18 protein-coding genes are annotated in these 23,803 nt (G+C 73.4%); 7 read left to right on the top strand and 11 right to left on the bottom strand.

What is annotated here, in order from left to right:
- Nucleotides 1-69 precede the first annotated feature (69 nt).
- Nucleotides 70-861, top strand: a complete 792-nt coding sequence (locus CLV28_RS03145) for an ABC transporter ATP-binding protein (RefSeq protein ID WP_100421800.1) — start codon at nt 70-72, stop codon at nt 859-861.
- A 115-nt stretch (nt 862-976) separates the two neighbouring features.
- Here the strand turns inward: CLV28_RS03145 and CLV28_RS03150 are convergent, their stop codons facing one another.
- The 5 genes from CLV28_RS03150 to CLV28_RS03170 form a co-directional block, all read right to left on the bottom strand.
- Nucleotides 977-2,581, bottom strand: coding sequence for a UxaA family hydrolase (locus tag CLV28_RS03150; RefSeq protein WP_100421801.1), 1,605 nt, complete (start codon nt 2,579-2,581; stop codon nt 977-979).
- Nucleotides 2,578-4,020, bottom strand: coding sequence for a Gfo/Idh/MocA family protein (locus CLV28_RS03155; protein ID WP_100421802.1), 1,443 nt, complete (start codon nt 4,018-4,020; stop codon nt 2,578-2,580). The genes CLV28_RS03150 and CLV28_RS03155 overlap by 4 nt, the downstream gene beginning before the upstream one ends.
- A gap of 124 nt (nt 4,021-4,144) precedes the next feature.
- Entirely contained in the window at nt 4,145-5,500 is a 1,356-nt protein-coding gene (locus tag CLV28_RS03160) for an ABC transporter substrate-binding protein (protein WP_100421803.1), read from the bottom strand.
- Between the two features lie 147 nt (nt 5,501-5,647).
- On the bottom strand, nt 5,648-6,598 hold the full coding sequence (locus tag CLV28_RS03165; protein ID WP_100421804.1) for a carbohydrate ABC transporter permease: 951 nt from the start codon (nt 6,596-6,598) through the stop codon (nt 5,648-5,650).
- The gene (locus CLV28_RS03170) at nt 6,591-7,535 is read right to left on the bottom strand and encodes a carbohydrate ABC transporter permease (RefSeq protein ID WP_239073113.1); all 945 of its coding nucleotides are present in this window, start codon (nt 7,533-7,535) and stop codon (nt 6,591-6,593) included. Before CLV28_RS03170 ends, CLV28_RS03165 begins: the two co-directional genes overlap by 8 nt.
- Nucleotides 7,536-7,782: 247 nt before the next feature.
- On the opposite strand from CLV28_RS03170, the gene CLV28_RS03175 reads away from it, so the two are divergent.
- Genes CLV28_RS03175 through CLV28_RS03185 form a run of 3 tightly spaced genes read left to right on the top strand, consistent with a single transcriptional unit; the run spans nt 7,783 to nt 12,147 of the window.
- On the top strand, nt 7,783-9,855 hold the full coding sequence (locus CLV28_RS03175) for a DUF6807 family protein (RefSeq protein ID WP_100421805.1): 2,073 nt from the start codon (nt 7,783-7,785) through the stop codon (nt 9,853-9,855).
- Nucleotides 9,852-11,072, top strand: a complete 1,221-nt coding sequence (locus CLV28_RS03180; RefSeq protein ID WP_100421806.1) for a Gfo/Idh/MocA family protein — start codon at nt 9,852-9,854, stop codon at nt 11,070-11,072. Before CLV28_RS03175 ends, CLV28_RS03180 begins: the two co-directional genes overlap by 4 nt.
- A 7-nt stretch (nt 11,073-11,079) precedes the next feature.
- On the top strand, nt 11,080-12,147 hold the full coding sequence (locus tag CLV28_RS03185; protein ID WP_157802463.1) for an AEC family transporter: 1,068 nt from the start codon (nt 11,080-11,082) through the stop codon (nt 12,145-12,147).
- Nucleotides 12,148-12,305: 158 nt separating this feature from the next.
- Here the strand turns inward: CLV28_RS03185 and CLV28_RS03190 are convergent, their stop codons facing one another.
- The 4 genes from CLV28_RS03190 to CLV28_RS03205 all read right to left on the bottom strand — a co-directional run bounded on the left by CLV28_RS03190 (nt 12,306) and on the right by CLV28_RS03205 (nt 17,539).
- Entirely contained in the window at nt 12,306-13,808 is a 1,503-nt protein-coding gene (locus CLV28_RS03190) for a rhamnulokinase (RefSeq protein WP_100421808.1), read from the bottom strand.
- Complete coding sequence (locus CLV28_RS03195) at nt 13,805-15,904, bottom strand: bifunctional aldolase/short-chain dehydrogenase (protein WP_373314242.1); 2,100 nt, start codon at nt 15,902-15,904, stop codon at nt 13,805-13,807. Before CLV28_RS03195 ends, CLV28_RS03190 begins: the two co-directional genes overlap by 4 nt.
- Nucleotides 15,892-17,076 (bottom strand): L-rhamnose isomerase, encoded by a 1,185-nt coding sequence (gene rhaI, locus CLV28_RS03200; protein WP_100421810.1) that lies wholly within the window; start codon nt 17,074-17,076, stop codon nt 15,892-15,894. Before rhaI ends, CLV28_RS03195 begins: the two co-directional genes overlap by 13 nt.
- A gap of 115 nt (nt 17,077-17,191) precedes the next feature.
- On the bottom strand, nt 17,192-17,539 hold the full coding sequence (locus CLV28_RS03205) for an L-rhamnose mutarotase (RefSeq protein ID WP_100422368.1): 348 nt from the start codon (nt 17,537-17,539) through the stop codon (nt 17,192-17,194).
- A gap of 125 nt (nt 17,540-17,664) precedes the next feature.
- Here CLV28_RS03205 and CLV28_RS03210 point away from each other — a divergent pair, with 125 nt between their 5' ends.
- Both CLV28_RS03210 and CLV28_RS03215 read left to right on the top strand, forming a co-directional pair.
- Nucleotides 17,665-18,693, top strand: coding sequence for a LacI family DNA-binding transcriptional regulator (locus tag CLV28_RS03210; protein ID WP_100421811.1), 1,029 nt, complete (start codon nt 17,665-17,667; stop codon nt 18,691-18,693).
- Nucleotides 18,690-19,727, top strand: a complete 1,038-nt coding sequence (locus tag CLV28_RS03215) for a glycoside hydrolase family protein (protein WP_100421812.1) — start codon at nt 18,690-18,692, stop codon at nt 19,725-19,727. The genes CLV28_RS03210 and CLV28_RS03215 overlap by 4 nt, the downstream gene beginning before the upstream one ends.
- 27 nt (nt 19,728-19,754) lie before the next feature.
- On the opposite strand, the gene CLV28_RS03220 is transcribed toward CLV28_RS03215, so the two are convergent.
- Nucleotides 19,755-20,033 (bottom strand): hypothetical protein, encoded by a 279-nt coding sequence (locus tag CLV28_RS03220; protein WP_157802464.1) that lies wholly within the window; start codon nt 20,031-20,033, stop codon nt 19,755-19,757.
- Nucleotides 20,034-20,096: 63 nt separating this feature from the next.
- The gene (locus tag CLV28_RS03225) at nt 20,097-21,080 is read right to left on the bottom strand and encodes an acetylxylan esterase (protein WP_100421814.1); all 984 of its coding nucleotides are present in this window, start codon (nt 21,078-21,080) and stop codon (nt 20,097-20,099) included.
- A gap of 96 nt (nt 21,081-21,176) precedes the next feature.
- Between CLV28_RS03225 and CLV28_RS03230 the strand changes: the two genes are divergently transcribed.
- Nucleotides 21,177-23,315 (top strand): beta-galactosidase, encoded by a 2,139-nt coding sequence (locus CLV28_RS03230; protein ID WP_203968098.1) that lies wholly within the window; start codon nt 21,177-21,179, stop codon nt 23,313-23,315.
- The last annotated feature ends 488 nt before the right edge of the window (nt 23,316-23,803 follow it).

A 23,803-nucleotide genomic window follows, 5' to 3' on the forward strand; every position in this document is an offset into this window, starting at 1 on the left:
CGCGTGCCGTACCGTCGGACGTTGGAGAGGCGTGGGGCGCACGGTCCCGCGACCGACGGAAGGCAGAGCATGGCCAAGGAACCCACCCCGCTGCGCGCCCGCGACCTCTGGGCGGGGCACGTCGGCCGCGACGTGGTGCGCGGGGTCGACCTCGAGCTCGTGCCGGGCGCCGCGCCGGTCGGCATCGCCGGCGAGTCGGGCTCGGGCAAGACGACGATCGTCCAGGCGCTGCTCGGCACGATCAAGCCCTCGCGCGGGAACGTCAGCTGGGGCGGCCAGACCGTCTCGCGGATCGGCCGCGTCGGGGCGACCAAGAAGCAGTTCAAGGCGCACGTGCGCGCGGTGCGCCAGTACGGGATCGAGGGCGCCGACGGCGTCGACCCGCACAAGAGCGTCGAGAAGGCCGTCGCGCGCGCGCTCGCCGACGCCCGCAAGGCCGGCCGCTCGTCGTCGCGCAGCGCGGTCGAGCTGCTCGAGCTCGTGGGCCTCGCCGACCGTCACCTCGACCGCGTGATGCGCACCCTCTCGGGCGGCGAGAAGCAGCGCCTCGCGCTCGCGTTCGCGCTCGCGACCCGCCCCGAGGTGCTGCTGCTCGACGAGCCGTTCACCGCGCTCGACCCGAACACGCGCGCAGAGGTCGTGGGCCGCCTGCGCGCGATCGTCGAGTCCGAGGGCATCGCGCTGCTCGTCGTGTCGCACGACCTCGAGCTTCTCGAGCGCCTGTGCCCCACGGTTCACATCCTCGCCGACGGCGTGTTCGTGCAGTCCGGCCCGCTGCGCGACGTCCTTGCGCAGCCTGCGCACCCCGCGGTCAAGGACCTGGCGGACGCCGCGCCGCTGGCCGTCCAGCGCTGGAGCTGACGGCGTCCGCCCCCGGAACGCGGGCACGCGAAAGGCCGAGCACGGGGCAGCGCACACGATCGACGCTGATCGTGTGCGCAACCCCGTGCTCGGCCGCGTTCCGTCCGGGCTCAGCTCACGTGACGGTGCCGAGCTGCCACGGCACGAACTCCTCGCCGCCCACGTCGAGGTCCTCGCTCGCGGTCGCCTCGCCCGACGCGACCGCGAGGATGCGCGCGAAGATCTCGTCGCCCACCTGCTCGAGGCTCGCGACGCCGTCGACGATCCGACCGCAGTCGATGTCGATGTCGTCGCCCATGCGCGCGTAGAGCTCGGAGTTCGTGCCGAGCTTGATCGACGGCGTCGGCTTGCAGCCGAACACCGAGCCGCGGCCGGTCGTGAAGCACACCACCGTCGCGCCACCCGCGACGATGCCCGTGACCGACACCGGGTCGTACCCCGGGGTGTCCATGAACACGAAGCCCGGGGTGTCGAGCGGCTCGGCGTACTCGTGCACCGCGGCGAGGTCGGCCTGGCCGCCCTTGGCGACCGCCCCGAGGGACTTCTCGAGGATGGTCGTCAGACCGCCCGCCTTGTTGCCCGGCGAGGGGTTGTTGTCGAGGCTCCCGCCGCCCTGCGCCGCGTACTCCTGCCACCAGTCGAGCCGGTCGAGCAGCCGCTGCGCGACCTCGGGCGTCGTCGCGCGGGCCGTGAGCAGGTGCTCGGCGCCGAACACCTCGGGCGTCTCGGCGAGCACCGACGTGCCGCCGAGCGCGACGAGGCGGTCGGACGCGAGACCGAGCGCCGGGTTCGCGGTGATGCCCGAGTAGCCGTCCGAGCCGCCGCAGTTGAGCCCGAGCACGAGCTCGCCCGCGTCGCACTCCTCGCGCTCCCACCGGTCGATCTCGGGGAGCATCTCGCGCACCGCCTCGACCCCCGCGCGCACGGTCGCCCGGATCCCGCCCTCGTCCTGGATGGTGAGGGTGCGCACCAGCGTGTCGGGCGAGAGATCCGCGCCGGCGAGCACGGTGTCGACCGCGATCATCTCGCAGCCGAGCCCGAGCACGAGCACGCCCGCGACGTTGGGGTGCTGCGCGTAGCCGCGCAGCGTGCGCAGCAGCGTCTGCGCGCCCGGGCTCGTGGGCACGAGCCCGCAGCCGCTCGCGTGCGTGAGCGCGACCACCCCGTCCACGTCGTCGTACGCGTCCATCGCGAACCCGCGGAACTGGTCCGCGATCATGCGCGCCGTGGTCGCGGAGCAGTTCACCGAGGTCAGGATCGCGACGTAGTTGCGCGTGCCGACCTTCCCGTTCGCACGGCGGTAGCCGCGGAACGTGGGCCGCGGCCCGGTCGGTGCCGGCAGCTCGGTGTGCACGGTCGCGACGGGGTGCTCGCGCTCGGCGTCGTCCATGCCGAGGTTGTGCGCGTGCACGTGCTGGCCCGCGCTGATCGCCTGCGTCGCGACGCCGATCGACTGGCCGTACTTGCGCACCTGCGCCCCGGCGGGCACGTCGCGCAGCGCGACCTTGTGGGCGCGCGGCACGTCGTCCAGCACGCGGACGACGTCGCCCGCCGCGTCCCCCGCGTCGAGCACCTCGCCCAGGGCGAGGTCCCGCGTCGCGACCGCGACGTCGTCGCCCGCGCGCAGCACGAGCAGCGGCGCGGCCGCGGTCCCGGGCGTGCACGACCCGTCAAGGGGCGTGGGGGCGTGAGCGACGGGCGTCGCGCTCTCGGGGCTCATCGTGCGGCCTCGGGGGTCCGCTCCCCCGCCGCGGCGAGCGACGGCGGACGGTCGAGCGCGAGATCCCGCACGCGCACCGAGGAGCCGCGCGCGACGGACACGTTCGCGGCGAGGCCGACCGCGGTCGCCGCGACACCGTCCACGAACCGGGCGGCGCGCCCGAGCGGGTCGACGCGCACGCCGCGGAACAGGTCGCGCAGCATCTCGGCGTCGCCGCCGCCGTGCGCGCCGGCCCCCGCGGGGATCTCGACCTCGCGCGCCGGGCCCCAGTGCTGCTGCACCACGAGCCGGTCGCCGCGCCGACGCACCGCGTCGGTCGCGAGATCCTCGACCGCGGACGGGTCGACCACGGGCCGCGAGCCGTCGCGCAGCTCGACGGCCGCGCGCTCGACGACCTCGAGCTCGGCGCGCCCGCGCGTGCCCGTCACCGAGACGCGGTACCCCTCCCACGGCCCGTACGCCGTGAGCGAGTACGAGAGCATCGCCCCGCGCCGGTACCCGACGAGCACCGCCATCGTGTCGTCGATCGTCGCGCCGGGCGCGAACGGGTCCTGGTCGCGGCGGTAGCCGTCGTGCTGCTCGGCGCCGAGGTACAGCGCCGCGAGGCGCGGGTCGTCCGTGAGGTCGAGCAGGAACGGGTCGCCCGGGGCGCCTGCGTCGGGGCCGTCGGGCGCGCCGGGCGTGCCCCGCACGGGCCGGTCGGCGGACGGCGCGTTCTCGGGTCCGTAGAACCGGCGGCGGCCGTGCGCGGTCACCGAGACCGGCTCGTCGCCGACCCACCAGTTCACGAGGTCGAAGTGGTGCGACGCCTTGTGCACGAGCAGGCCGCCCGAGACCTCGCGGTCGCGGTGCCACCGACGGAAGTAGTCGGCGCCGTGCACGGTGTCGAGCACCCACTCGAGGTGCACCGCCGTGACCTCGCCGATCTCGCCCGAGGCGATCACGCGACGCAGCGCGCTGTTGCGCGGCGAGTAGCGGTAGTTGAAGGTCAGCACGAGGTCGCGGCCTGTCTCGGCGAGCGCCGCCGAGATCGCCCGGCACCCCTCGACCGAGGTCGTCATGGGCTTCTCGAGCACGACGTCGGCGCCCGCGCGCAGCGCGCGCACCACGACGTCGGCGTGCAGCGCGTCGGGGGTCGTCACGATCACGCGGTCGACGTGCTGCTCGGCGATCATGCGCTCGAGGTCCTCGGGGGCGTAGGCCTGCGGCGCGACGCCGTCCGGGCCGGCCGCCCACTCGGGGGCGTGCCGTGCGACGAGCTCGTCGTAGTACGCGACGCGCTCGGGGTTGGGCTCGCACCACGCGACGATGCGCCCGACGTCCTCGTGCGGTCCGCACAGGGCGTCGACGTACATCTGGGCCCGGTGCCCGGTGCCGACGACGGCGTAGCGGGTCCGCGAGCCCAGCGGGCTCGGCTGGTCGGGGCGGGTGTCGGTCATGCGAGGTCTCCAGGGTCTGTACCGGGCTGTGCTGCGGGCGTCTCGTCGTCCGTGGCGGGAGTACCCACCGCGGACGACGCGGGGCGGGCGGACGACGCGTCGCGCCGTCCGCCCGCCCGTCGGGTCACTGACCGATGGCCGCAGCGGCCTCCTGCGTGAACTGCTTCGCCGCGTCCGCGGCGCTCATGCGCTCGAAGATCAGCTCGGTGTTGATGCGCGAGGTGATCTCGGGGATGTCGGCAGCGCCCTCCGGGGGCACGGCCGGGCCGTCGACGATGTCGTCGGACAGGCTGGCGAGGAAGTCCGCCGCCTGCTGGTCGGCCGGGGCCAGGTCGCCCGCGACGGCCTCACGCACGTCCGTGTTGGCCGGGAGGCCACGGTCCGAGAGGATCAGAGCGCCGGCCTCGGGGTCGTTGAGGAGGAAGTCGACGAACTTCGCGGCGGCCGCGGGGTGCTCGGTCGTCTTCGAGACCGAGTAGTACATGGCCGGCTTGAAGTACATGCCGGTGCGCTCGGCCTCGGACTCGCCCGGGGCGCGCAGCAGGACCAGGTCACGGCCCGCGGCCGCGCTGATCGCGGACAGCTGGTTCGACCACCAGAAGCCCATGGCGCCCTTGTTGGTGCCGAGCAGCGACTGCTCCGGGCCACCCTCGGCGATCTCGACGCTGCGGGCCGCGTCGGGCTCGCCACCGCCGTCGATGATGTCGAGCATCATCTGGTTCCAGTCGGTCAGCGTCTGCTCGCTGTAGCCGAGCTTGCCGTCGGCGTCGTAGAGCGACTCGCCGTGCTGGCGGGCGTAGATCGAGAAGCCCGCCTCGTTGCCGCCGAAGTCCTGGACGCCGTAGGTGCCGTCGGGGGTGTTCGCCGAGATCTCGTTGGCGATGTCGACGAAGTCCTCCCACGTCCACGTCGTGTCGTCCGGCATCTCGACGCCGGCCTCCTCGAAGATCGCGGGGTCCGCGACGATCGAGTACGCGTTGACGCCGGTCGCGACGCCGTACAGGCCGCCGTCGATCTGGCCCGACTCGAGCACCGTCGAGTCGATCTTGTCGGTCGCGATCGGCAGGTCGTTCATGTCCGCGAGGACGCCACGTGCGGCGTAGTCGGAGAGGTAGCGCTCCTCCTGCGTCATGACGTCGGGGGTGTCACCACCCGCGACGGTCGTCGCGAGCTTGTCCCAGTACCCGCCCCAGTCGGTGTAGTCGGGGGTGACCGTGATGTTCGGGTTCTTCTCCTCGAAGAGCTCGATGACCTTCTGCGTGGTCTCGTGGCGGGTGTCCGAGCCCCACCACGAGAAGCGGATGGTGACCGGGCCGGTCTCCTCGACCACGGGGGCCGCGGAGTCGTCGTCGCTGTCGGTGGCGGCTCCGTTGTCACCGCTGCACGCGGTGAGCGAAAGCGCTGCCACCGCCATGACGGCCGCGCCGGCACGCCAGCGTGCCGCGGTGCGGCCCCGGGTGAGGGAGTGCTTGCTGTTCATCGTCCTGCTCCTTGGGTACGTCGTCGTCCTGGAAGTGGGAACTCGGTGGTGAGGTACTGCTAGGGGTACTGCTCTGGGGGGTACAGCTCTGGGGGGTACAGCTCTGGGGGGTACAGCTCTGGGGGGTACTGCTCTGGGGGGGTGCTGCTACTTGATCCCCGTCGTGGCGATGCCCTTGACGAGGTACTTCTGGCCGAAGAGGAAGACCAGGAAGATGGGGACGAGCGACACGATCGACATCGCGAACAGCGAGCCCCACGAGCTCTCGCCGGTCGAGTCGATGAACGTGCGCAGCGCGATCGGCACCGTGTACATGTCGGGCCGGGTCAGGAAGATCAGCTGGCTGAAGAAGTCGTTCCACGTCCAGATGAACGTGAAGATCGCGGTCGTCGCGAGGGCCGGCACCGACAGCGGCAGCATGATGCGCCAGTAGATGCGGATGTGCCCGCAGCCGTCGAGACGCGCGGCCTCGTCGAGCTCGGTCGGGATCCCGCGGAAGAACTGGACCATGAGGAAGATGAAGAACGCGTCCGTCGCGAGCAGCTTGGGCACGATCAGCGGCAGGAACGTGTTGATCCAGCTGAGCTCGGAGAACAGGATGTACTGCGGCACGATGATCACGTGGATCGGCAGCATGATCGACATCAGCATGATCGCGAACCACAGGTTGCGACCGCGGAACTGCAGCCGGGCGAACGCGTAGGCCGCCATCGAGCACGACACCAGGTTCCCCACGAGCGACCCGACCACGATGACGGCCGAGTTGAACAGGTAGTGGTGGAACGGGTGCAGGAGCGCCGTCCACCCGTCGGTGTAGTTGCCCAGGTCGATGTCGCTCGGGATGAGTCCCGGCTCGCGGAAGATCAGGTCGTTCGGCTTGAACGAGCTCGAGAGCATCCACAGCAGCGGGTACAGCATCACGAGGCCGAAGAGGATCAGCCCGCCGTGCTTGAGCACGGACCGGCTCCGCGTGCGCCACGTGACCGGGGCCTTGTGGGGGCCGGGGACCTCGGCGGCGAGCTCCGAGAGCGACGCCTTCGAGGGGGCGCTCTTCTGGTCGGGGGTGTGCGCGTCGTCGCGCACGTCGACGTCAGTCATTGTAGAAGACCCAATACTTGGAGGCGAGGAAGTTGACGGCGGTCATGCCGGCGACGATCGCGAGCAGGAGCCAGGCCATCGCGGACGCGTAGCCCATGTCGAGCGACGCGAAGCCCTTCTGGTAGAGGTACAGGGTGTAGACCATGGTCGAGTCGGCCGGCCCACCCGTGCCGCCGCTGATGACCGCGGCCTGCGTGAAGGTCTGGAACGCGTTGATCAGCTGCAGGATCAGGTTGAAGAAGATGATCGGCGTGAGCAGCGGGACCGTGATGTTCCGGAACTTGCGCCAGCGGCCCGCGCCGTCGATCTCGGCGGCCTCGTAGTACATCTGCGGGATCTGTCGCAGACCCGCGAGGAAGATGACCATCGGGGCGCCGAACGTCCACACGTTGAGGATGATCAGCGTGCCGAGCGCGTAGTCGGGGTGCGAGACCCAGCCCTGGCCCTGGATGCCGAACAGCGCGAGGAACTGGTTCACGAGGCCCTCGGCGCCGAACACCTGGCGCCACAGGAGCGCGACCGCGACGGACCCGCCGAGCAGCGACGGCAGGTAGAACACCGAGCGGTAGAACGCGAGACCGCGCAGGCCCCGGTCCAGCAGCATGGCGAGCGCGAGCGCCGCGGCGAGCTGGAGCGGCACCGAGACGATCACGTAGGTGAACGTGACCTTCAGGGAGTTCAGGAGCCGCGGGTCGTCGAACATGCGCGTGTAGTTGTCGAGGCCGATCCAGTGCGGGGCCTCGAGCAGGCTGTAGTCGGTGAACGACAGGTAGCCCGACGCGATCATCGGTCCGAGCGTGATGACGATCAGCCCGAGGAACCAGGGGCCCAGGAAGAACAGCGCCGCCTTCGCGTCGCCTCGGTGCGCCGCGGACTTGCGCGCGGGGTCCTTGCCCTTGCCACTGGCGGACTTGCGGAGCTCAGTGACGACGGCCACGACCCACCGCCTTCCTGACAGCGCCGCACGTGCGCTGGTAGCGATGCGTCCCACTCATGGGAACCTCCGGATCTTCGTCGACCTGGCCGGCTCTCGTCGGTGAGAAACCGGTTTCGTCCGTGGAACGTATCACACCCGAAACCGGTTTCCCATGGTGTACCGTCACGGTTGGGAAACAGATTCGACCAGGCGCCCTGGGCTTCACCGACGCAGCCCCGCAGGTCGACACCGGATCCGGGAGGACCCCATGTCGAAGGTGATCAAGGATCGCCCGGTCGCGACCATCAGCGACGTCGCGACCGCGGCCGGCGTCTCGCGGGCCACCGTCTCGCGCGTCATGAACGGTCGCGCGACCGTCGATCCCGAGATCACCGAGCGCGTGCGCGCCGCGGCCTCCGAGCTGCGCTACCGGCCGTCGAACGTCGCCCGCAGCCTCTCGCTCGGCCGCACCGACACGGTCGCGCTCGTGGTCCCCGACCTCGCGAACCCGATGTTCCAACAGATCCTGCGCGGCACCACCACCGCGGCCTCGGCAGTGGGGTACCGCGTGCTCGTCGCGGACACCGCCGAGAACCCGCGCGACGAGGCCGCGATCGCGCTCGAGGCGCGCCTGCGCTGCGACGCGCTCGTGCTCGTCTCGCCGCGCATGACCGACGCCGAGCTCGCCGAGCTCGCACCCCAGGTCGCGCCCGTCGTGCTCGTCAACCGCACGAGCGCCGTCGCACCCTCGGTGCTCGTCGACTACCGCGCGGGCGCCGCCGCGGTGCTCCGGCACCTCATCGGGCTCGGGCACCGCCGCGTCGTCTACCTGGCGGGCCCCCCGAGCAGCGCGTCCGACGCGATGCGTCGCGACGGCATCGACGACGTGCTGCGCGAGCAGTCGGACCTGAAGATCCTCGAGATCCCCGGCGGCTCGACCGTCGGGGCCGGCCACGGCGCGGTCGAGGACGTCCTCGCGACCCGGGCGACCGCCGTCGTCGCCTTCAACGACATCGTGGCCTTCGGGCTGCTCGCCGGCCTCAACGAGGCCGGTGTCGCCGTCCCCGGCGACCTCACCGTGACCGGGTTCGACGACATCGAGCTCGCGCGCTATGCGACCCCGTCCCTCACGACCGTCGCCGTGCCGCAGCACGAGCTCGGTCGCCACGCCTGGCAGGAGCTGCACGCCGTGATCGACCCCCACCGCACCCCGTCCCCCGTGACCTCGTTCACGCCGCGCCTCGAGGTCCGGGCGAGCTCCGGGCCCGTGCCGCGCGCCGTCGGGGAGCCCTCGCTCGCGCCGACGTCGGCCGGCACGTCCACCGCCGGCACGTCCACGGCGGACGCAGCCACCGCCGGCACGTCCACCGCGACGACGTCCACCGCGACCACGACCCCGCGCCCCGACGGCGCCGCTGCGTTCCCGGGCCCGTCCGGTCTCCCGGGCTCGTCCGGGCTCCCGTCGGGCGTCGCCCCGGACGCCACCGACGCGTTCCGCTGGTCGCCCGACGGCGAGGCCGAGCAGCTCGTGCACGACGGCGTGCGCCTGGCCCGCTACGAGAAGGGCGACCGCCTGCCGCCCGTGCACTCGCGCCGCCCCTACCTGCACCCGGTGCACACGCTCGGCGGCGTGCCGCTGACCGACGCCGGGCCGGTCGACCACCGCCACCACTACGGCGTGTCGATGGCCGTGCCCGACGTCAACGGCACGTCCCACTGGGGCGGTCGCACGTACGTGCAGGACGTCGGCCCGACGCTGCTGCAGAACCACGGCAAGCAGGTCAGCGGCGGCGTGCGCGTCGACGCGACCGACCCGCACGTGCTGCACGACGCCGTGCGGTGGTTCGACGAGTCCGGCGTGCCGCAGCTCGACGAGGACCGCACGCTCACGGCCCGCACGCTCGACGACGGCTGGGCGCTGACGTGGCGCAGCGTGCTGCGCGCCGACCACGGCGCGCTCGTGATCGGGTCGCCCGCGACCAACGGCCGCCGCGGCGCCGGGTACGGCGGCCTGTTCTGGCGGCTGTCGACGGCCCCCGCGCACGTCCTGAGCGCTGCGGGCGAGGGCGAGGGGGCCACGCACGGCAGCGCCTCCCCGTGGGTCGCGTTCGTCCAGGACCGCCCGACGGGCCCGACGACGCTCCTGACCGTCCAGCACGGCGAGCCCCGGCACTGGTTCCTGCGCGCCGACGAGTACCCCGGCGCGTGCCCCGCCCTCGCGTGGGAGACGCCGCTGACGATCCCTGCGGGCGGCACGTTCGAGACGACGACCACCACGTTGCTGCTCGACCGCGCGGTCGACGCCGCGGAGGCCGCCGACCTCGCCGGGCGGCTCCGGTGAGCGCGGCCCCGGGCGCGGTGCCCGCGATCGCGGTCGTCGGCATCCACGGCCACGGCGCCAAGCACGTCGCGCACGTGCGCGACCTCGAGGAGCGCGGCCTGGCGCGGCTCTGCGCGCTCGTCGACCCGCGCCCCCAGGTCGACGCCCCCGCGCCCGCGACCGGCGGCGCGGGCGAGCCCCGCCACGGCGCGGCCGCGACGGGCGACGACGTGCCCTGGTACCCGACGCTCGGCGACCTGCTCTCGGCCCCCGAGGCGGACGTCCGACCGGACGTCGTGGTGCTCTCGACCCCCATCCACACGCACCTGCCGCTCGCGAGCACCGCGATGCGGGCCGGCGTCGACGTGCTGCTCGAGAAGCCGACGACCGCCTCGCTCGCGGAGCACGCCGAGCTCGTCGCGGTCGCCCAGGAGACGGGCCGCCTGTGCCAGGTGGGCTTCCAGACCTTCGGCTCGCACGCGCTCGACGTGGTCGCGCGAGCCGTCGCGGACGGCGAGATCGGCGAGGTCACCGGCATCGGCGCGGTCGGCACCTGGGTGCGCGACGCCGCCTACTGGGCCCGCGCCCCGTGGGCGGGCCGCCGTCGGCTCGACGGACGCGACGTCGTCGACGGGGTCGTGACGAACCCCCTCGCCCACGCGGTCGCGACCGCGCTGCGCGTCGCGGGGGCGACGCGCTCGCAGGACGTCGCCGAGGTCGTCGTCGACCTGCACCACGCCAACGACATCGAGGCCGACGACACCTCGTCCGTGCGCGTCGTGACGGCCGACGGCACCCGGTGCGGGTTCGGGCTCACGCTCTGCGCCCCCGAGCGCACGCCCGCGCGGGTGCTCGTGCTGGGCACCCGCGGGCGGATCGAGCTCGAGTACGAGCACGACCGCATCAGGATCGTGACGCCCACGTCCGACCTCGTGAAGACCACGACCCGCACGCCCCTGCTCGACGACCTGCTCGCCGTGCGGGCCGGTCGCGCGCGCCGGCTCGCGTGCGACGTGCGCGACACGGGCGCGTTCATGCGGGTCATGGAGGCCGTGCGCACCGCGCCCGCGCCGCGCGCGATCGACCCCGACCACGTCTCGTGGGAGGGCGAGGGCGACGCACGGCACCCCGTGGTCGACGACGTCGCCGCCTGGTGCGAGGCCGTCGCGCTCAACGCGCGGACCTTCACCGAGCTCGGTGCGCCGTGGGCCGTGGGAGCGGTCGCGCCCGCCCGATGACGCGCGCATGACGGCCGTCCTGGGTGCGCTCGCCACGATCGCGGTCGTGGTCGCGGCCGGGTGGCTCGTCCAGGTGCGGCGGTGGCTGCCGGACGGCGCGGCCGAGCTCCTCGCGACCGTGGCCTTCACGATCGCGAGCCCCTGCCTGCTGCTCGCGACCGTGGCCGAGGCCGACCTCGGCACGCTCCTGAGCCGCAGCGCGGCCGCCACCTGGGTCACGACCCTCGTGCTCGCCGCGGCGCTCGCCCTGACCGCGCGTGCCATGCGTCTGCCCGCGGGCCGCGCGACCGTCATGACGCTCTCGGGCTCGTACGTCAACGCCGGGAACCTCGGCATCCCGATCGCCGTCTACCTGTTCGGCTCCGCGATCGTCGTGGTCCCGACCATGCTCGTGCAGCTCCTCGTGCTCGCGCCGCTCGCGTTCGTGATCCTCGACCGGGCGCCCGACGCGCTGCACCGCGTCACGTCGGCGGGCGCCGCGGGCCCCCGCAGGTCCGTGCTGGCCACGGCGTTCACGAACCCGATCACCGTGGGCACGCTCGTCGGCCTCGCGCTCGCCGCCCTGCCGGGATCGGTGCCCGACGTCGTCCTCGACCCGTTCCACCTGGTCGGTGCCGCCGCTCCCCCGCTCGCGCTGCTGACCTTCGGCATGGCGCTCGCCCCGCGACGTCCCGCCGCGCCGTCCGCCCCGACCGCCGCCCCGACGTCCGCGGACGACGGCACCACGGACGACGGCACCGCGGGGCCGCCGTCCGCGGTCGTGGCGCCGGGCGTGACTTCCTCCGACGTCGGACGCCGCCACGGACCCTGGCGCACCACGCGCGGGCCGATCCTGGTGGCGACGGCCGCGCGCGCCGTCGTCGGGCCGGCGCTGGCGCTCGGCGTCGCGACGCTCGCGGGGCTCGACCCGGTCGCCCGCTCGGCGGTCGTCACGATGGCCGCGCTGCCGACCGCGCAGAACGTCGTGGTCTACGCGACGCGCTACCGGTGCGCGGTCGACGTCGCGAGCCGCGCGTGCCTGGTGACGACCGCGCTCGCCGCGCCCGTGCTGATCGTGGTGGCCGCGGTCGCCTGAGCCCCCACCGCCCCACCGCCGAACGCGCGATCCGTCTCGCAAAATCAGCAAAATCGGTGACAGAAGGCGCGTTCGGCGGTGGGCCCCGACAACGGCGGCGGGCCGACCACCGGTGGGTGGGCGGACGGCGGTGGGCGGGCGGACGGCGGTGGGTGGCCTCAGCGGGTCGCGGCCGCCGGCTCGTAGCGGCGGAGCGACGACGAGCGGCGGACCACGGTGCGCAGCGCCGCGAGGTCACCCTCGAGCGCCCCCACGGCTCGCGCCTGGACGACCAGGTTGCCGAGCGCTGCACCTTCGACCGGCCCCGCGACGACGGGCAGCCCGGTCGCCTCGGCGGTGAGGCGGCACAGCAGCTCGTTCTGGGAGCCGCCGCCGACGACGTGCAGCACGTCGACCTCGCGGCCCGAGAGCCTCACGATCTCGTCGAGCGCACGGCGGTACGCGTCGGCGAGCGAGTCGAGGACGCACCGCACGACCTCGCCGACGGTCGCGGGCACGGGCTGCCCGCTCGCGCGCGCGGCGTCCGCGAGGCGGGTCGGCATGTCGCCGGGCGGCAGGAACTCCGGCGCGTCGACGTCGACCACGGTGCGGCGCGGCTCGGCGTCCTTGGCCGCGGCGAGCGCGTCCGCGAGCGTGACCTCGGTGCCCTGCTCGCGCCAGGTCCGCAACGTCTCGGACAGCACCCACAGCCCCATGACGTTCTTGAGGTACCGCACGGTCCCGTCGACGCCGAGCTCGTTGGTCACGTTCGCGGCCCGCGACTCCTCGGTGAGCACGGGCGCGTCGAGCTCGACCCCGACCAGGGACCACGTGCCCGAGGACACGTAGGCGAACCGTGCGTCGTCCGCGGGGACGCCGACGACGGCCGAGGCCGTGTCGTGCGAGCCGACCGCGATCACGGGGACCGCGCCGAGGCCGGTGGCCTCCTGCACGCGCGCGGTCAGCGGCCCGACGACCGTGCCGGGCTCGACGAGGTCGCCGAGCCGCGACCGCAGGGTCGCGAGCTCGGGGTACGCGGCCTCGAGCGCGTCGATCACGGGCGTGGACCACTCCCGCGTGCTCGCGTCGACGAGGCCCGTGGTCGAGGCGTTCGTGACCTCCGCGACGACCTCGCCCGTGAGCCACGACGCGAGGAGGTCCGGCACGAGCCGCACCGACGCCGCGAGGGGCCACGCGGCGTCGTGCCGGCCGGCCACGAGCTGGAACTCCGTGGTGAACGGCAGCCGCTGGAGGCCGTTGACGGCGTAGTGCCCGGCCGCGCCGAGCCGGCCGAGCACCTCCTCGGCGACGCCCGCGAGCCGCGGGTCGCGGTGGTGCCGGGGGTTGCCCAGCAGCGCGCCGTCCGCGGCCACGAGCGCGTGGTCGACCGCCCACGAGTCGATGCCGACCCCGCGGACCTCGTGGCCCTGCTCGCGCGCGAGCAGGGCCGCGGCCCGCAGGCCGTCGAGCGTGCCGCGCCACAGGTGCAGCAGGTCCCAGCACAGCGCGGCACCGCCGCCGTCGGGCCCGACCTGCGGCACCTCGACGGGCCCGTTGGCGAACCGCGCGACCTCGGTCAGCGCGACGCGCTCAGCGCCCGCGTCGCCCTCGACGACGCCGAGCACGACCCGCCCGCTCGTCGCGCCGAGGTCGACCGCGACGAACGCGGGCGACCCGCTCACCGCAGGAACGCCGCGGCCACGCCCGAGTCGACGGGCACGTGCAGGCCGGTCGTCTGGGCGAGGTCCGGGCCGGTGAGCGCGAACACCGCGGCCGCGACGTGCTCGGGGAGCACCTCGCGCTTGAGCAGCGTGCGCTGCGCGTAGTACGCACCGAGGTCCTGCTCGTCGACGCCGTACACCGCGGCGCGCTTGGCTCCCCAGCCGCCGGCGAAGATCCCGGAGCCGCGCACGACGCCGTCCGGGTTGATGCCGTTGACGCGGATCTGGTGCTCGCCGAGCTCGGCCGCGAGCAGCCGCACCTGGTGCGCCTGGTCGGCCTTGGTCGCGGAGTACGCGATGTTGTTGGGTCCGGCGAACAGCGAGTTCTTGGACGCGATGTAGACGATGTCGCCGCCCATGCGCTGCGCGATCATGGCGCGCGCGGCCTCGCGGGCCACGAGGAACGACCCCTTGGCCATGACGTCGTGCTGCAGGTCCCAGTCCTTCTCGGTGGTCTCGAGCAACGGCTTGGAGATCGACAGCCCCGCGTTGTTGACCACGAGGTCGACCCCGCCGAACGCCAGCGCCGCGGCGTCGACCATCGCGGCGACGTCCTGCGCCGAGGTCACGTCCGCGCGGACGGCGACCGCGACGTCGTCCCCGCCGAGCGAGGCCGCGACCTCCTGGGCGCCGTCGAGGTTGAGGTCGGCGACGACGACGCACGCGCCCTCGGCGGCGAGCCGCTCGGCGATCGCGCGGCCGATGCCCGAGCCGGCACCCGTGACGAGCGCGACGCGCGTCGCGAGCGCCTTCGGCCTGGGCATGCGCTGGAGCTTGGCCTCCTCGAGCGCCCAGTACTCGATGCGGAACTTCTCGGCCTCGTCGATGGGCGCGTAGGTGCTGATCGCCTCGGCGCCGCGCATCACGTTGATCGCGTTGACGTAGAACTCGCCGGCGACGCGCGCGGTCTGCTTGTCGCGGCCGAACGAGAACATCCCGACGCCCGGCACCAGGACGATCGCCGGGTCGGCGCCGCGGATCGCGGGGCTGTCGGCCGTCGCGTGACGGTCGTAGTAGCCCTGGTACGCCTCGCGGTAGTCGGCGTGCAGCGCGGTGAGGCGCTCGACGGTCTCCTCGATGCCCGCGTCGGCCGGGAGGTCGACGACGAGCGGGCTGACTTTGGTGCGCAGGAAGTGGTCGGGGCAGCTCGTGCCGAGCGCCGCGAGCCGGCCCAGCTCGGTGCGGGCGACGAAGTCGAGGACGACGTCGCTGTCGGTGAAGTGGCCGACCTGCGGCGCGTCGGTCGACGCGAGCCCACGGATCACGGGCGCGAGCGCCGCGGCCTTGGCGCGCCGCTCGCCCTCGGGCAGCGCCTCGAACCCGGGGCGCACCGCGCCGAACGGGTGGCGCCCCTCGGCGGCGAGCGCCTCGGTGCGCGCCGCGACGAACTCCTCGGCACGGCGGATGATCGACAGCGAGCGCTGCTCGGCCTCGTCGCTGGTCGCGCCCCACGCGGTGATGCCGTGACCGCCCAGGATGCAGCCGATCGCCTGCGGGTTCTCGGCCTTGATCGCCGCGATGTCGAGGCCGAGCTGGAAGCCCGGACGGCGCCACGGGACCCACACGACGTCGTCCCCGTAGATCTCGCGCGTGAGCGCCTCGCCGTCGGCCGCGGTCGCGACCGCGATGCCCGCGTCGGGGTGCAGGTGGTCGACGTGCGCGGCGTCGACGAGGCCGTGCATCGCGGTGTCGATGCTCGGGGCGGCGCCGCCCTTGCCGTGCAGGCAGTAGTCGAACGCCGCGACCATCTCGTCCTCGCGCTCGACGCCCGGGTAGACGCCGACGAGGGCGCGCAGCCGGTCGAGGCGCAGGGCCGCGAGGTTCTTCTCGGTCAGGGTGCCGAGGTCGCCGCCGGAGCCCTTGACCCACAGCAGCTCGACGGGCTCGCCCGTGACCGGGTCGGTCGCGGTGCCCTTGGCGGACGTGTTGCCGCCCGCGTAGTTCGTGACGCGCGGGTCGGCGCCGAGCCGGTTCGACCGGGCGACGAGGTCGGCGACGGCGTCCGCGGCCGTGGGACGGGTGGTCTCGCTCGTGGTGGTCATGCTCATGCTCCCCATCCGGCCTGCGCGCCACCGACGCGCTCGGCCTCGATCTTCGCGGCGTAGCCCGAGGCGGCGTACGCCTGCATCGGGTTCGGGTCGAGACCCTGCTCGACGCGCAGGTCCGCGAGCAGCGGCCGCACGTCGGTGTTGTACGCGTCCATGAGGACGCCGTTCGCGCCGAGCACGTCGCCCGCGCGCTGGGCCGCGTCGAGCGCGGCCGCGTCGACCAGCAGCGCCTTGGCGGTGGCCTCCTGCACGTTCATGACCGAGCGGATCTGCCCGGGGATCTTGGCCTCGATGTTGTGGCACTGGTCGAGCATGAAGTTGACGCCCGAGTCGGGGCGCAGCACGTCGGCCTGCACGATCTCGTGCATGATCCGGAAGAGCTGGAACGGGTCGGCGGCGCCGGCCATGAGGTCGTCGTCGGCGTAGAACCGCGAGTTGAAGTCGAACGCGCCGAGGCGGCGCTGGCGCACGAGCTGCGCGACGATGAACTCGATGTTGGTGCCGGGCGCGTGGTGGCCCGTGTCGAGCACGACCTTGGCGCGGTCGCCGAGCGCGAGGCAGTGCAGGAGCGACGTGCCCCAGTCCGGGATGTCCATCGAGTAGAACGCGGGCTCGAAGAACTTGTACTCGAGCACGAGCTGGTGGTCGTCGTCGAGGGCCGCGTAGATCTCGGCGAGCGAGTCGGCGAGGCGGTCCTGCCGTGCGCGGATCGAGTCCTGGCCCGGGTAGTTGGTGCCGTCGGGCAGCCAGAGCTTGAGCTCCTTCGAGCCCGTGGCCCGCATGACGTCGACGCACTGCAGGTGGTGGTCGACGGCCTTCTTGCGCACGACGGCGTCGGGGTGCGTGAGCGACCCGAGCTTGTAGTCGTCGTCCTGGAAGAGGTTCGAGTTGATCATGCCGATGCTCACGCCGTGGTCGGCCGCGTGGCGGGCGAGGGCCTCGTAGTCGTCGACGAGGTCCCACGGGATGTGGAGCGACACGCGCGGCGCGATGCCGGTGAATGCATTCACCTGCGCCGCGTCGGCGATCTTCTCGAACGGGTCGCGCGGCGTGCCGGGCGAACCGAACACCTTGAAGCGGGTCCCCGAGTTGCCGAACGCCCAGGACGGGAGCTCGATGGTCTGCGCGCGCAGCGCGTCCCGTGCGGCTGCCGTGCCCGCCGCGGACGTCGTCGTGGTCATGGTTCTCCTCCTCGGACGCGCCTCGTCGCGCGTCGTGGGTGCCGAGCGGAACGTCGGCGCTCTTTGAATCGTTTCACACTCTAGGCCGACGACAGGTGCCGGTCAAGACGGCGCCTCACGCCTCCGCGCGGGCCGCCGCGAGCTGTGTCTCGAGGTGGAACACCTCGTCGAGCACCACGAACCCCTCGTCCGGGCGGCCGTCCGACGGCTCGAAGAAGTCGCCCATGGCGGCCTGCCACCGCTCGTTGACCTCGCGCGCGGCCATGTCCCGCTGCGCCCGCGCGTAGTCGTCGGTCTCGAGCACGCCCACGAGCAGGCCGTCCGTGCCCAGGAACAGCCGGTAGTCGCGCCAGCCGGTGTCGGCGAGCGCCTCGAGCATCTCGGGCCACACGGCCGCGTGCGCGGCCCGGTACTCGTCGACCCGCTCGGCCCGGACCTTGGACACGAAGCACACCTTCGCCATCACGTTCACCTCACTGTGAATCGGTTCATATACGATGGTGAACCTAGCACCCGCGTCCGAGCGTCGGGCCCTAGGCTGGCGACGAGCCGTGCGCGACGACGCGCACGCGAGACCCGAGGAGCCCCATGAGCACACCCGTCCAGCGACGACGCGCGTCGATCAGCGACGTCGCACGTCTCGCGGAGGTCTCGGTCGGCACGGTCTCGAACGTGCTCAACCGCCCCGACCGCGTCTCGCCCGCCACGCGCGACCGCGTGCTCGGTGCGATCGAGGACCTCGCGTTCGTGCCCAACGGCTCCGCCCGCCAGCTGCGCGCCGGCACCATCACGACCGCGGGCGCGATCGTGCTCGACGTCGCCAACCCGTTCTTCACCGACGTCGCGCGCGGCATCGAGGACCGCCTCACGCAGGACGACTTCACCGTGATGCTCGCGAGCTCCGACGAGGACCCGGCGCGCGAGGCCCGCTACCTGCGGCTCTTCGAGGAGCACGGCGTGCAGGGCGTCATGGTCGTGCCCTCGACCTCCGACATCGAGCACCTGCTCACGGTGCGCCGGCGCGGCATCGCCGTCGTGCTGCTCGACCGCCCGTCGCCCGTCGAGTCGCTGTCGTCGGTCGCGGTCGACGACGTCGCGGGCGGCGAGATGGCCGTGCAGCACCTGCTCGAGCTCGGGCACGAGCGCATCGCGTTCCTCAACGGCCCGCACAGCATCCGGCAGTGCGCCGACCGCTGGACCGGCGCGGTGCGCGCCGTGACCGCGGCCGGCCTCGACCCCGCCGACGCGCTCGTCGAGGTCACGATCCCCTCGCTCAACGCCGACGGCGGCGAGCAGGGCACGCGCGAGCTCCTCGCGATGGACCGCGTGCCGACCGCGACGTTCTGCATCAACGACCTGACCGCGCTCGGGGCGCTGCGCACCCTGCGCGCCGAGGGCGTCTCGGTGCCGCACGGCATGGCCGTCGTCGGGTACGACGACGTGTCGTTCGCCGCCGAGCTCTCGACGCCGCTGACGTCGGTGCGCCAGCCCACGCACCAGCTCGGGTTCCGGGCCGCCGACCTCCTGCTCGCGCCCGCCGACGCCCCGGCCGAGCAGATCACGTTCCAGCCCGAGCTCGTCGTGCGGACCTCGAGCACGGGCCTCGACCCGGCGTGAGCGCGACCGCGGCTGCGTCGTCCGGCACACCGGCCCCGCTGTTCCGCGACCCGGTGCACGACGCCGCGACGGACCCCGTGCTCGTGTGGCACCGCGAGCGCCGCGAGTGGTGGATGTTCTACACCCAGCGCCGCGCGGCGTCGCCCGGGCCGGGCGTGGCGTGGGTGCACGGGAGCGACGTCGGGGTCGCGACGTCGTCCGACGGCGGGCAGACCTGGACGTACCGTGGCGCGCTCGGGGCGGCCGACGGGTTCCGGCCCGCGGGCGAGCGCTGGCGCCGGGACACGTTCTGGGCGCCCGAGGTGCTGTGGGCGCACGGCGAGTACCACATGTACCTCACGACGATCGAGGGCGTGCCCGACCGCTGGGAGGGGCACACGCGACGCATCGAGCACCTCACCAGCCCCGACCTGACGACATGGACCAACCACGGCCCGCTGCCGCTGAGCTCGGACCGCGTGATCGACGCGTGCGTGCACCCGCTGCCGGACGGCGGGTGGCGGCTCTGGTACAAGGACGAGGCCGACGGCTCGACCACCTGGGCTGCGGACTCCCCCGACCTGTTCGCGTGGACCGTGCGTGGCAAGGTGATCGGCGGGCGACCGCACGAGGGCCCCAACGTGTTCGTGCTCGGCGGGTACGCGTGGATGGTCGTCGACGAGTGGCACGGGCAGCGCGTCCACCGGTCGGACGACCTCGACACCTGGACCCCGCAGGGGCTGATCCTCGAGGAGCCCGGGTCGCGCCCCGGCGACGCGACGCACGGCCTGCACGCGGACGTCGTCGTCCCCGGCCACGACGGCCCCGCCGGGCCCCGGCTCGGTGTCGTGCCGGACGACGTCACCGAGGACGAGGCGTGGATCGTGTACTTCACGCACCCGGGCTCGGGAGACGAGACGCCCGTGGCCGACGTGCTCGACGAGACGACGCTCGCGCAGCGGCGGGCCGTCGTGCAGGTGGCACGGCTGACCGTCGTGGACGGAGTGCTGCGGTGCGACCGGGACGGGGGCGCGGGGATGCGGCTGCCGGTCTGATCGGTCGGTGTGCGCCAGGGTGACGCCCTACGGCGTCCGCGCGCTCACGACGCGGAGCCGCCACCCGACGGCCGCGGCGACGAGCGCGACGCACACCCACGCGAGGCACGCGACCATCGCGTGGAAGGCGCCGGCGGCCAGGTCGAGCGCCATGTAGTCGCCGCTGTCGGCGCCGCCGAACATCGTGGAGACGTACCAGCGGTTCCCGCACCGGAACGCGTCCGCGACTGCCATCAGGACCGCGCCCACCGCCACGACCCGCGCCGTGGCGCGGACCCTCTCCCCTGTGACCCCCGTCATTCGCATGGCCGAAGGATAGGGGCATACCGGCCCTGATGGCGCGGGCGTCCCGTGCCGCGGCTCAGGCGCTCACGCCATGACGCGGTGCACGAACGCGAGGTGCTCGGCGAGCTGGAACGGCCCGCCGCCCTCGTGCCCGTTGTAGGCGTAGACCTTGATGTCCTTGTCGGTCGACCCGAGGTGGTTGTAGGCGGCGTAGACGGCGGACGGCGGGCACACCTCGTCGCGCAGCCCGACCGAGAAGAGCGCGGGCACGTCGATGCGGGGCGCGAAGTTGAGGCCGTCGAAGTACGACACGGTGCGGAACGTCTGCTCGACGTGGTCGCGGTGCGCGAACAGGTGCTGGACGATCTCGCCGTACGGGAACGCGTCGGTGATCTCGGTGCAGCGGCGCACGTGGGTCAGGAACGGCACGTCGATGATCGCGCCGCGCAGCGCGACGCCCCGCGCGGCACTCAGGGCCGCGGCGGCGAGCGTGATCGCCCCGCCCTGGCTGCCGCCGCTGACCACGACGCGCGTCGGGTCGACGCCGGGCAGCGCGCGGGCGACGTCGACGGCGCGCACGGCGTCGACGAACAGGCGGCGGTAGTAGTAGGCGTCCGGGTCCTCGATGCCCTGCGTCAGGAACCCGGCGGCGTGCGGGCCGCCCACGTGCGCGTCGCCCGTGTGGCCCACCTGGTGGCCGCTGCCCTGGCCGCGGTTGTCCATGACGAGGGTCGCGTAGCCGGCCTGCGCGAGCAGCGTGTGCTCGTGCGCCAGGCCGCGCCCACCCTGGTACCCGATGTACTCGACGACGACCCCGAGGTCGCCGTCCGCCGACGCGGGCCGGTGGAACCACGCCTTGATCGGCTGGCCGCCGAACCCGGTGAACGTGACGTCGTGCGTGACGATCTCGGTCAGCCCCGTCTCGACCCTCTCCATGCCGTGCTCGAGCGGGTGCGCGGCGTCCTGCTCGGCGAGCGTCCGCTCCCAGAAGGCGTCGAAGTCGGGCTGCTCGTCGCGCGCGGGGCGGTAGGCCACGAGCTGGTCGAGGGGCAGGTCGAACTGGGCCACGGCGGGGTCCTCCTCAGGTCGTCACCGCCCGGGGGGCGGTGGTGCGCCACGATGCGCACCTCGACATATTAAAACGATTCATGACAGGATCGAACCATGCGACGACGCACCGCCCCCGAGGCCTTCGACACCGCTGCCGTGACCCCGTGGAACGCCGACGTCCCCGGTCTCGGGTACGGCGGAGACTACAACCCCGAGCAGTGGCCGCTCGACGTCCAGCTCGAGGACGTCGAGCTCATGCAGGCCGCCGGCGTGAACCTCGTGAGCGTCGCGATCTTCTCGTGGGCCACGATCGAGCCACGCGAGGGCGAGCTCGACTGGGCCTGGCTCGACGCGACGCTCGACCGCCTGCACGCCGCCGGGGTCCGCGTGGCGCTCGCGACCGCGACCGCGTCTCCCCCGCCGTGGCTCACGCGCGCGCACCCCGAGATCCTGCCGCGCCTCGCCGACGGCACCGTGCTGCACCAGGGCGGGCGCCAGGCCTACTCGGTGCACCACCCGCTGTTCCGCGACTACGCGCTCACCATGACCGAGCGCGTCGCCGAGCGCTACGGCACCCACCCCGCGGTCGCGCTGTGGCACGTCGACAACGAGATCGGCTGCCATGTGCCGCGCGACTACTCGGACGCCGCCGCGACGGCCTTCCGGGACTGGCTCGCCGAGCGCTACGGCACCGTCGACGCGCTCAACGAGGCCTGGGGCACCGCCTTCTGGTCGCAGCGCTACGGCAGCTTCGACGACGTCCTGCCGCCCCTGGTCGCCCCCACCTACGCCAACCCGACGCAGCAGCTCGACTTCGACCGGTTCTCCTCGGCCGCGCTCCTCGACCACTACCGCGACCAGCGCGACGTGCTGCGGCGCACCGCCCCGACCGTGCCGACCACGACCAACCTCATGCTGTCGTCCGGCACCAAGGGCATGGACTACTTCGCCTGGGCCGACGACCTCGACGTGATCGCGAACGACCACTACACGCGCGCCGACGACCCGCAGCGGCACGTCGAGCTCGCGTTCAGCGCCGACCTCACGCGCGGCGTCGCGGGCGGCGCCCCGTGGATCCTCATGGAGCACTCGACCTCGGCCGTAAACTGGCAGCCGCGCAATCACACCAAGTCGCCGCAGGAGGCCCTGCGCAACTCGCTCGCGCACGTCGCGCGCGGCGCCGACTCGGTCATGTTCTTCCAGTGGCGGCAGTCCCGGGCCGGGGCCGAGAAGTTCCACTCGGCGATGGTCCCGCACGCCGGCACCGACTCCGACGTCTGGCGCACCACGCTCGCGCTCGGCGATGCCCTGCAGCGGCTCGGCGAGGTCCGCGGCTCGCGCGTGCGCGCCCGCACGGCCCTGCTCTTCGACTACGAGGCCTGGTGGGCGTCCGAGCTCGACTCGCACCCCACGCAGGCGTTCCGCTACCCCGACCAGGTGCTCGCGCTCTACCGCGCGTTCTGGGAGCGCGGTGTGACGCTCGACGTCGTCCACCCGGGTCACGACCTGGGCGGCTACCAGGCCGTCGTCGTCCCCTCGCTGTACCTCGTCACGGACGAGCACGCGGCCGCGGTGTCGGACGTCGCGCGGCGCGGCGGGCACGTGCTCGTGACCTTCTTCTCCGGCATCGTCGACGAGAACGACCACGTCCGGCTCGGCGGCTACCCCGGGGCGTTCCGCGACCTGCTCGGGGTGCGCACCGAGGAGTTCCACACGCTCCAGGAGGGCGAGACGGTGCACGCGACCGGCCGCGGGCCGCTCGCCGGCGCGACGCTCACCGCCGACCTGTGGACCGAGAAGACGCACCTCGCCGGCGCCGAGGCGGTCGCGACGTACGACGACGGCGCCCTCGCCGGGCTGCCCGCCGTGACGCGCCGCCGCACCGCGGCCGGCGGGTCGGCCTGGTACCTCGCGACCCGTCCCGACCCCGCGGGCACGCTCGCCGTGGTCGACGCGTTCCTCGCGGACGCCGGTCTCGTCGGCGAGGCGGGGGCCGGCGCGCACCCCGGGCTCGAGGTCGTGCGCCGCCACGCGGACGACGGCACGAGCTGGCTCTTCGCGATCAACCACGCCGACACCGACGCGACGCTCGACGCCACGGGCACCGAGCTGCTCACGGGCACCGAGCTGCTCACGGGCACCGAACTGGTCAGGGGCGGCGAGCTGGCCGCAGACACTGAGCTGGTCGCGGGCGACGCCGTGGGGAACCTCGTCGTGCCCGCGGGCGCGGTGCGCGTCGTCCGCGAGGCCTGACGCCCAGCCCCCACCGCCGACCGCGTCATCTGTCACCGATTTTCGCCGAATCGCGTGACGGATCGCGCGTTCGGCGGTGATCTCCCGCGATGTCGCGCGCCCCGCTGCTACGCTCGGCGCCGATCGACCGCGACGGAGCGCCGACCGCGCCGCGCGCTGGACCGAACACGTCCCTAGCCCGAAAGTTGGCACCGTGGCTGACCTGCTGGAGCGCGCCGTCGAGGCGATGTACGAGTCCACAAACCTCGACGAGCACAAGACCGCCGCCCGGGTGTACCAGAGAGCGCAGCAGCTCAGGCTCGGCGACTTCGTGCCGTTCCCCGAGCGCAGGGCGTCGGTCGACGTCGATCCCGATCTCCCCGCCATGGCGTGGACCTGCCGGGTCGCCGACGGGCAGCACGACTTCCGGGTCGGACCCTCCGTGGAGTCCGGGCCGGGTCATGTCTTCGAGGGCGTGTGGGACGGGGCGTTCACGGACCTGGCCTTCC

It is taken from the genome of Sediminihabitans luteus (genome assembly GCF_002797595.1).
GTDB lineage: Bacteria > Actinomycetota > Actinomycetes > Actinomycetales > Cellulomonadaceae > Paraoerskovia > Paraoerskovia lutea.

What these genes read in the sequence shown, in the direction of transcription:
- CLV28_RS03145 (WP_100421800.1), top strand. Translation starts at nt 70, where the DNA reads ATGGCCAAGGAACCCACCCCGCTGCGCGCCCGCGACCTCTGGGCGGGG.
- CLV28_RS03150 (WP_100421801.1), bottom strand. Translation starts at nt 2,581, where the DNA reads ATGAGCCCCGAGAGCGCGACGCCCGTCGCTCACGCCCCCACGCCCCTT.
- CLV28_RS03155 (WP_100421802.1), bottom strand. Translation starts at nt 4,020, where the DNA reads ATGACCGACACCCGCCCCGACCAGCCGAGCCCGCTGGGCTCGCGGACC.
- CLV28_RS03160 (WP_100421803.1), bottom strand. Translation starts at nt 5,500, where the DNA reads ATGAACAGCAAGCACTCCCTCACCCGGGGCCGCACCGCGGCACGCTGG.
- CLV28_RS03165 (WP_100421804.1), bottom strand. Translation starts at nt 6,598, where the DNA reads ATGACTGACGTCGACGTGCGCGACGACGCGCACACCCCCGACCAGAAG.
- CLV28_RS03175 (WP_100421805.1), top strand. Translation starts at nt 7,783, where the DNA reads ATGTCGAAGGTGATCAAGGATCGCCCGGTCGCGACCATCAGCGACGTC.
- CLV28_RS03185 (WP_157802463.1), top strand. Translation starts at nt 11,080, where the DNA reads ATGACGGCCGTCCTGGGTGCGCTCGCCACGATCGCGGTCGTGGTCGCG.
- CLV28_RS03195 (WP_373314242.1), bottom strand. Translation starts at nt 15,904, where the DNA reads ATGGGGAGCATGAGCATGACCACCACGAGCGAGACCACCCGTCCCACG.
- rhaI (WP_100421810.1), bottom strand. Translation starts at nt 17,076, where the DNA reads ATGACCACGACGACGTCCGCGGCGGGCACGGCAGCCGCACGGGACGCG.
- CLV28_RS03205 (WP_100422368.1), bottom strand. Translation starts at nt 17,539, where the DNA reads ATGGCGAAGGTGTGCTTCGTGTCCAAGGTCCGGGCCGAGCGGGTCGAC.
- CLV28_RS03210 (WP_100421811.1), top strand. Translation starts at nt 17,665, where the DNA reads ATGAGCACACCCGTCCAGCGACGACGCGCGTCGATCAGCGACGTCGCA.
- CLV28_RS03220 (WP_157802464.1), bottom strand. Translation starts at nt 20,033, where the DNA reads ATGCGAATGACGGGGGTCACAGGGGAGAGGGTCCGCGCCACGGCGCGG.
- CLV28_RS03230 (WP_203968098.1), top strand. Translation starts at nt 21,177, where the DNA reads ATGCGACGACGCACCGCCCCCGAGGCCTTCGACACCGCTGCCGTGACC.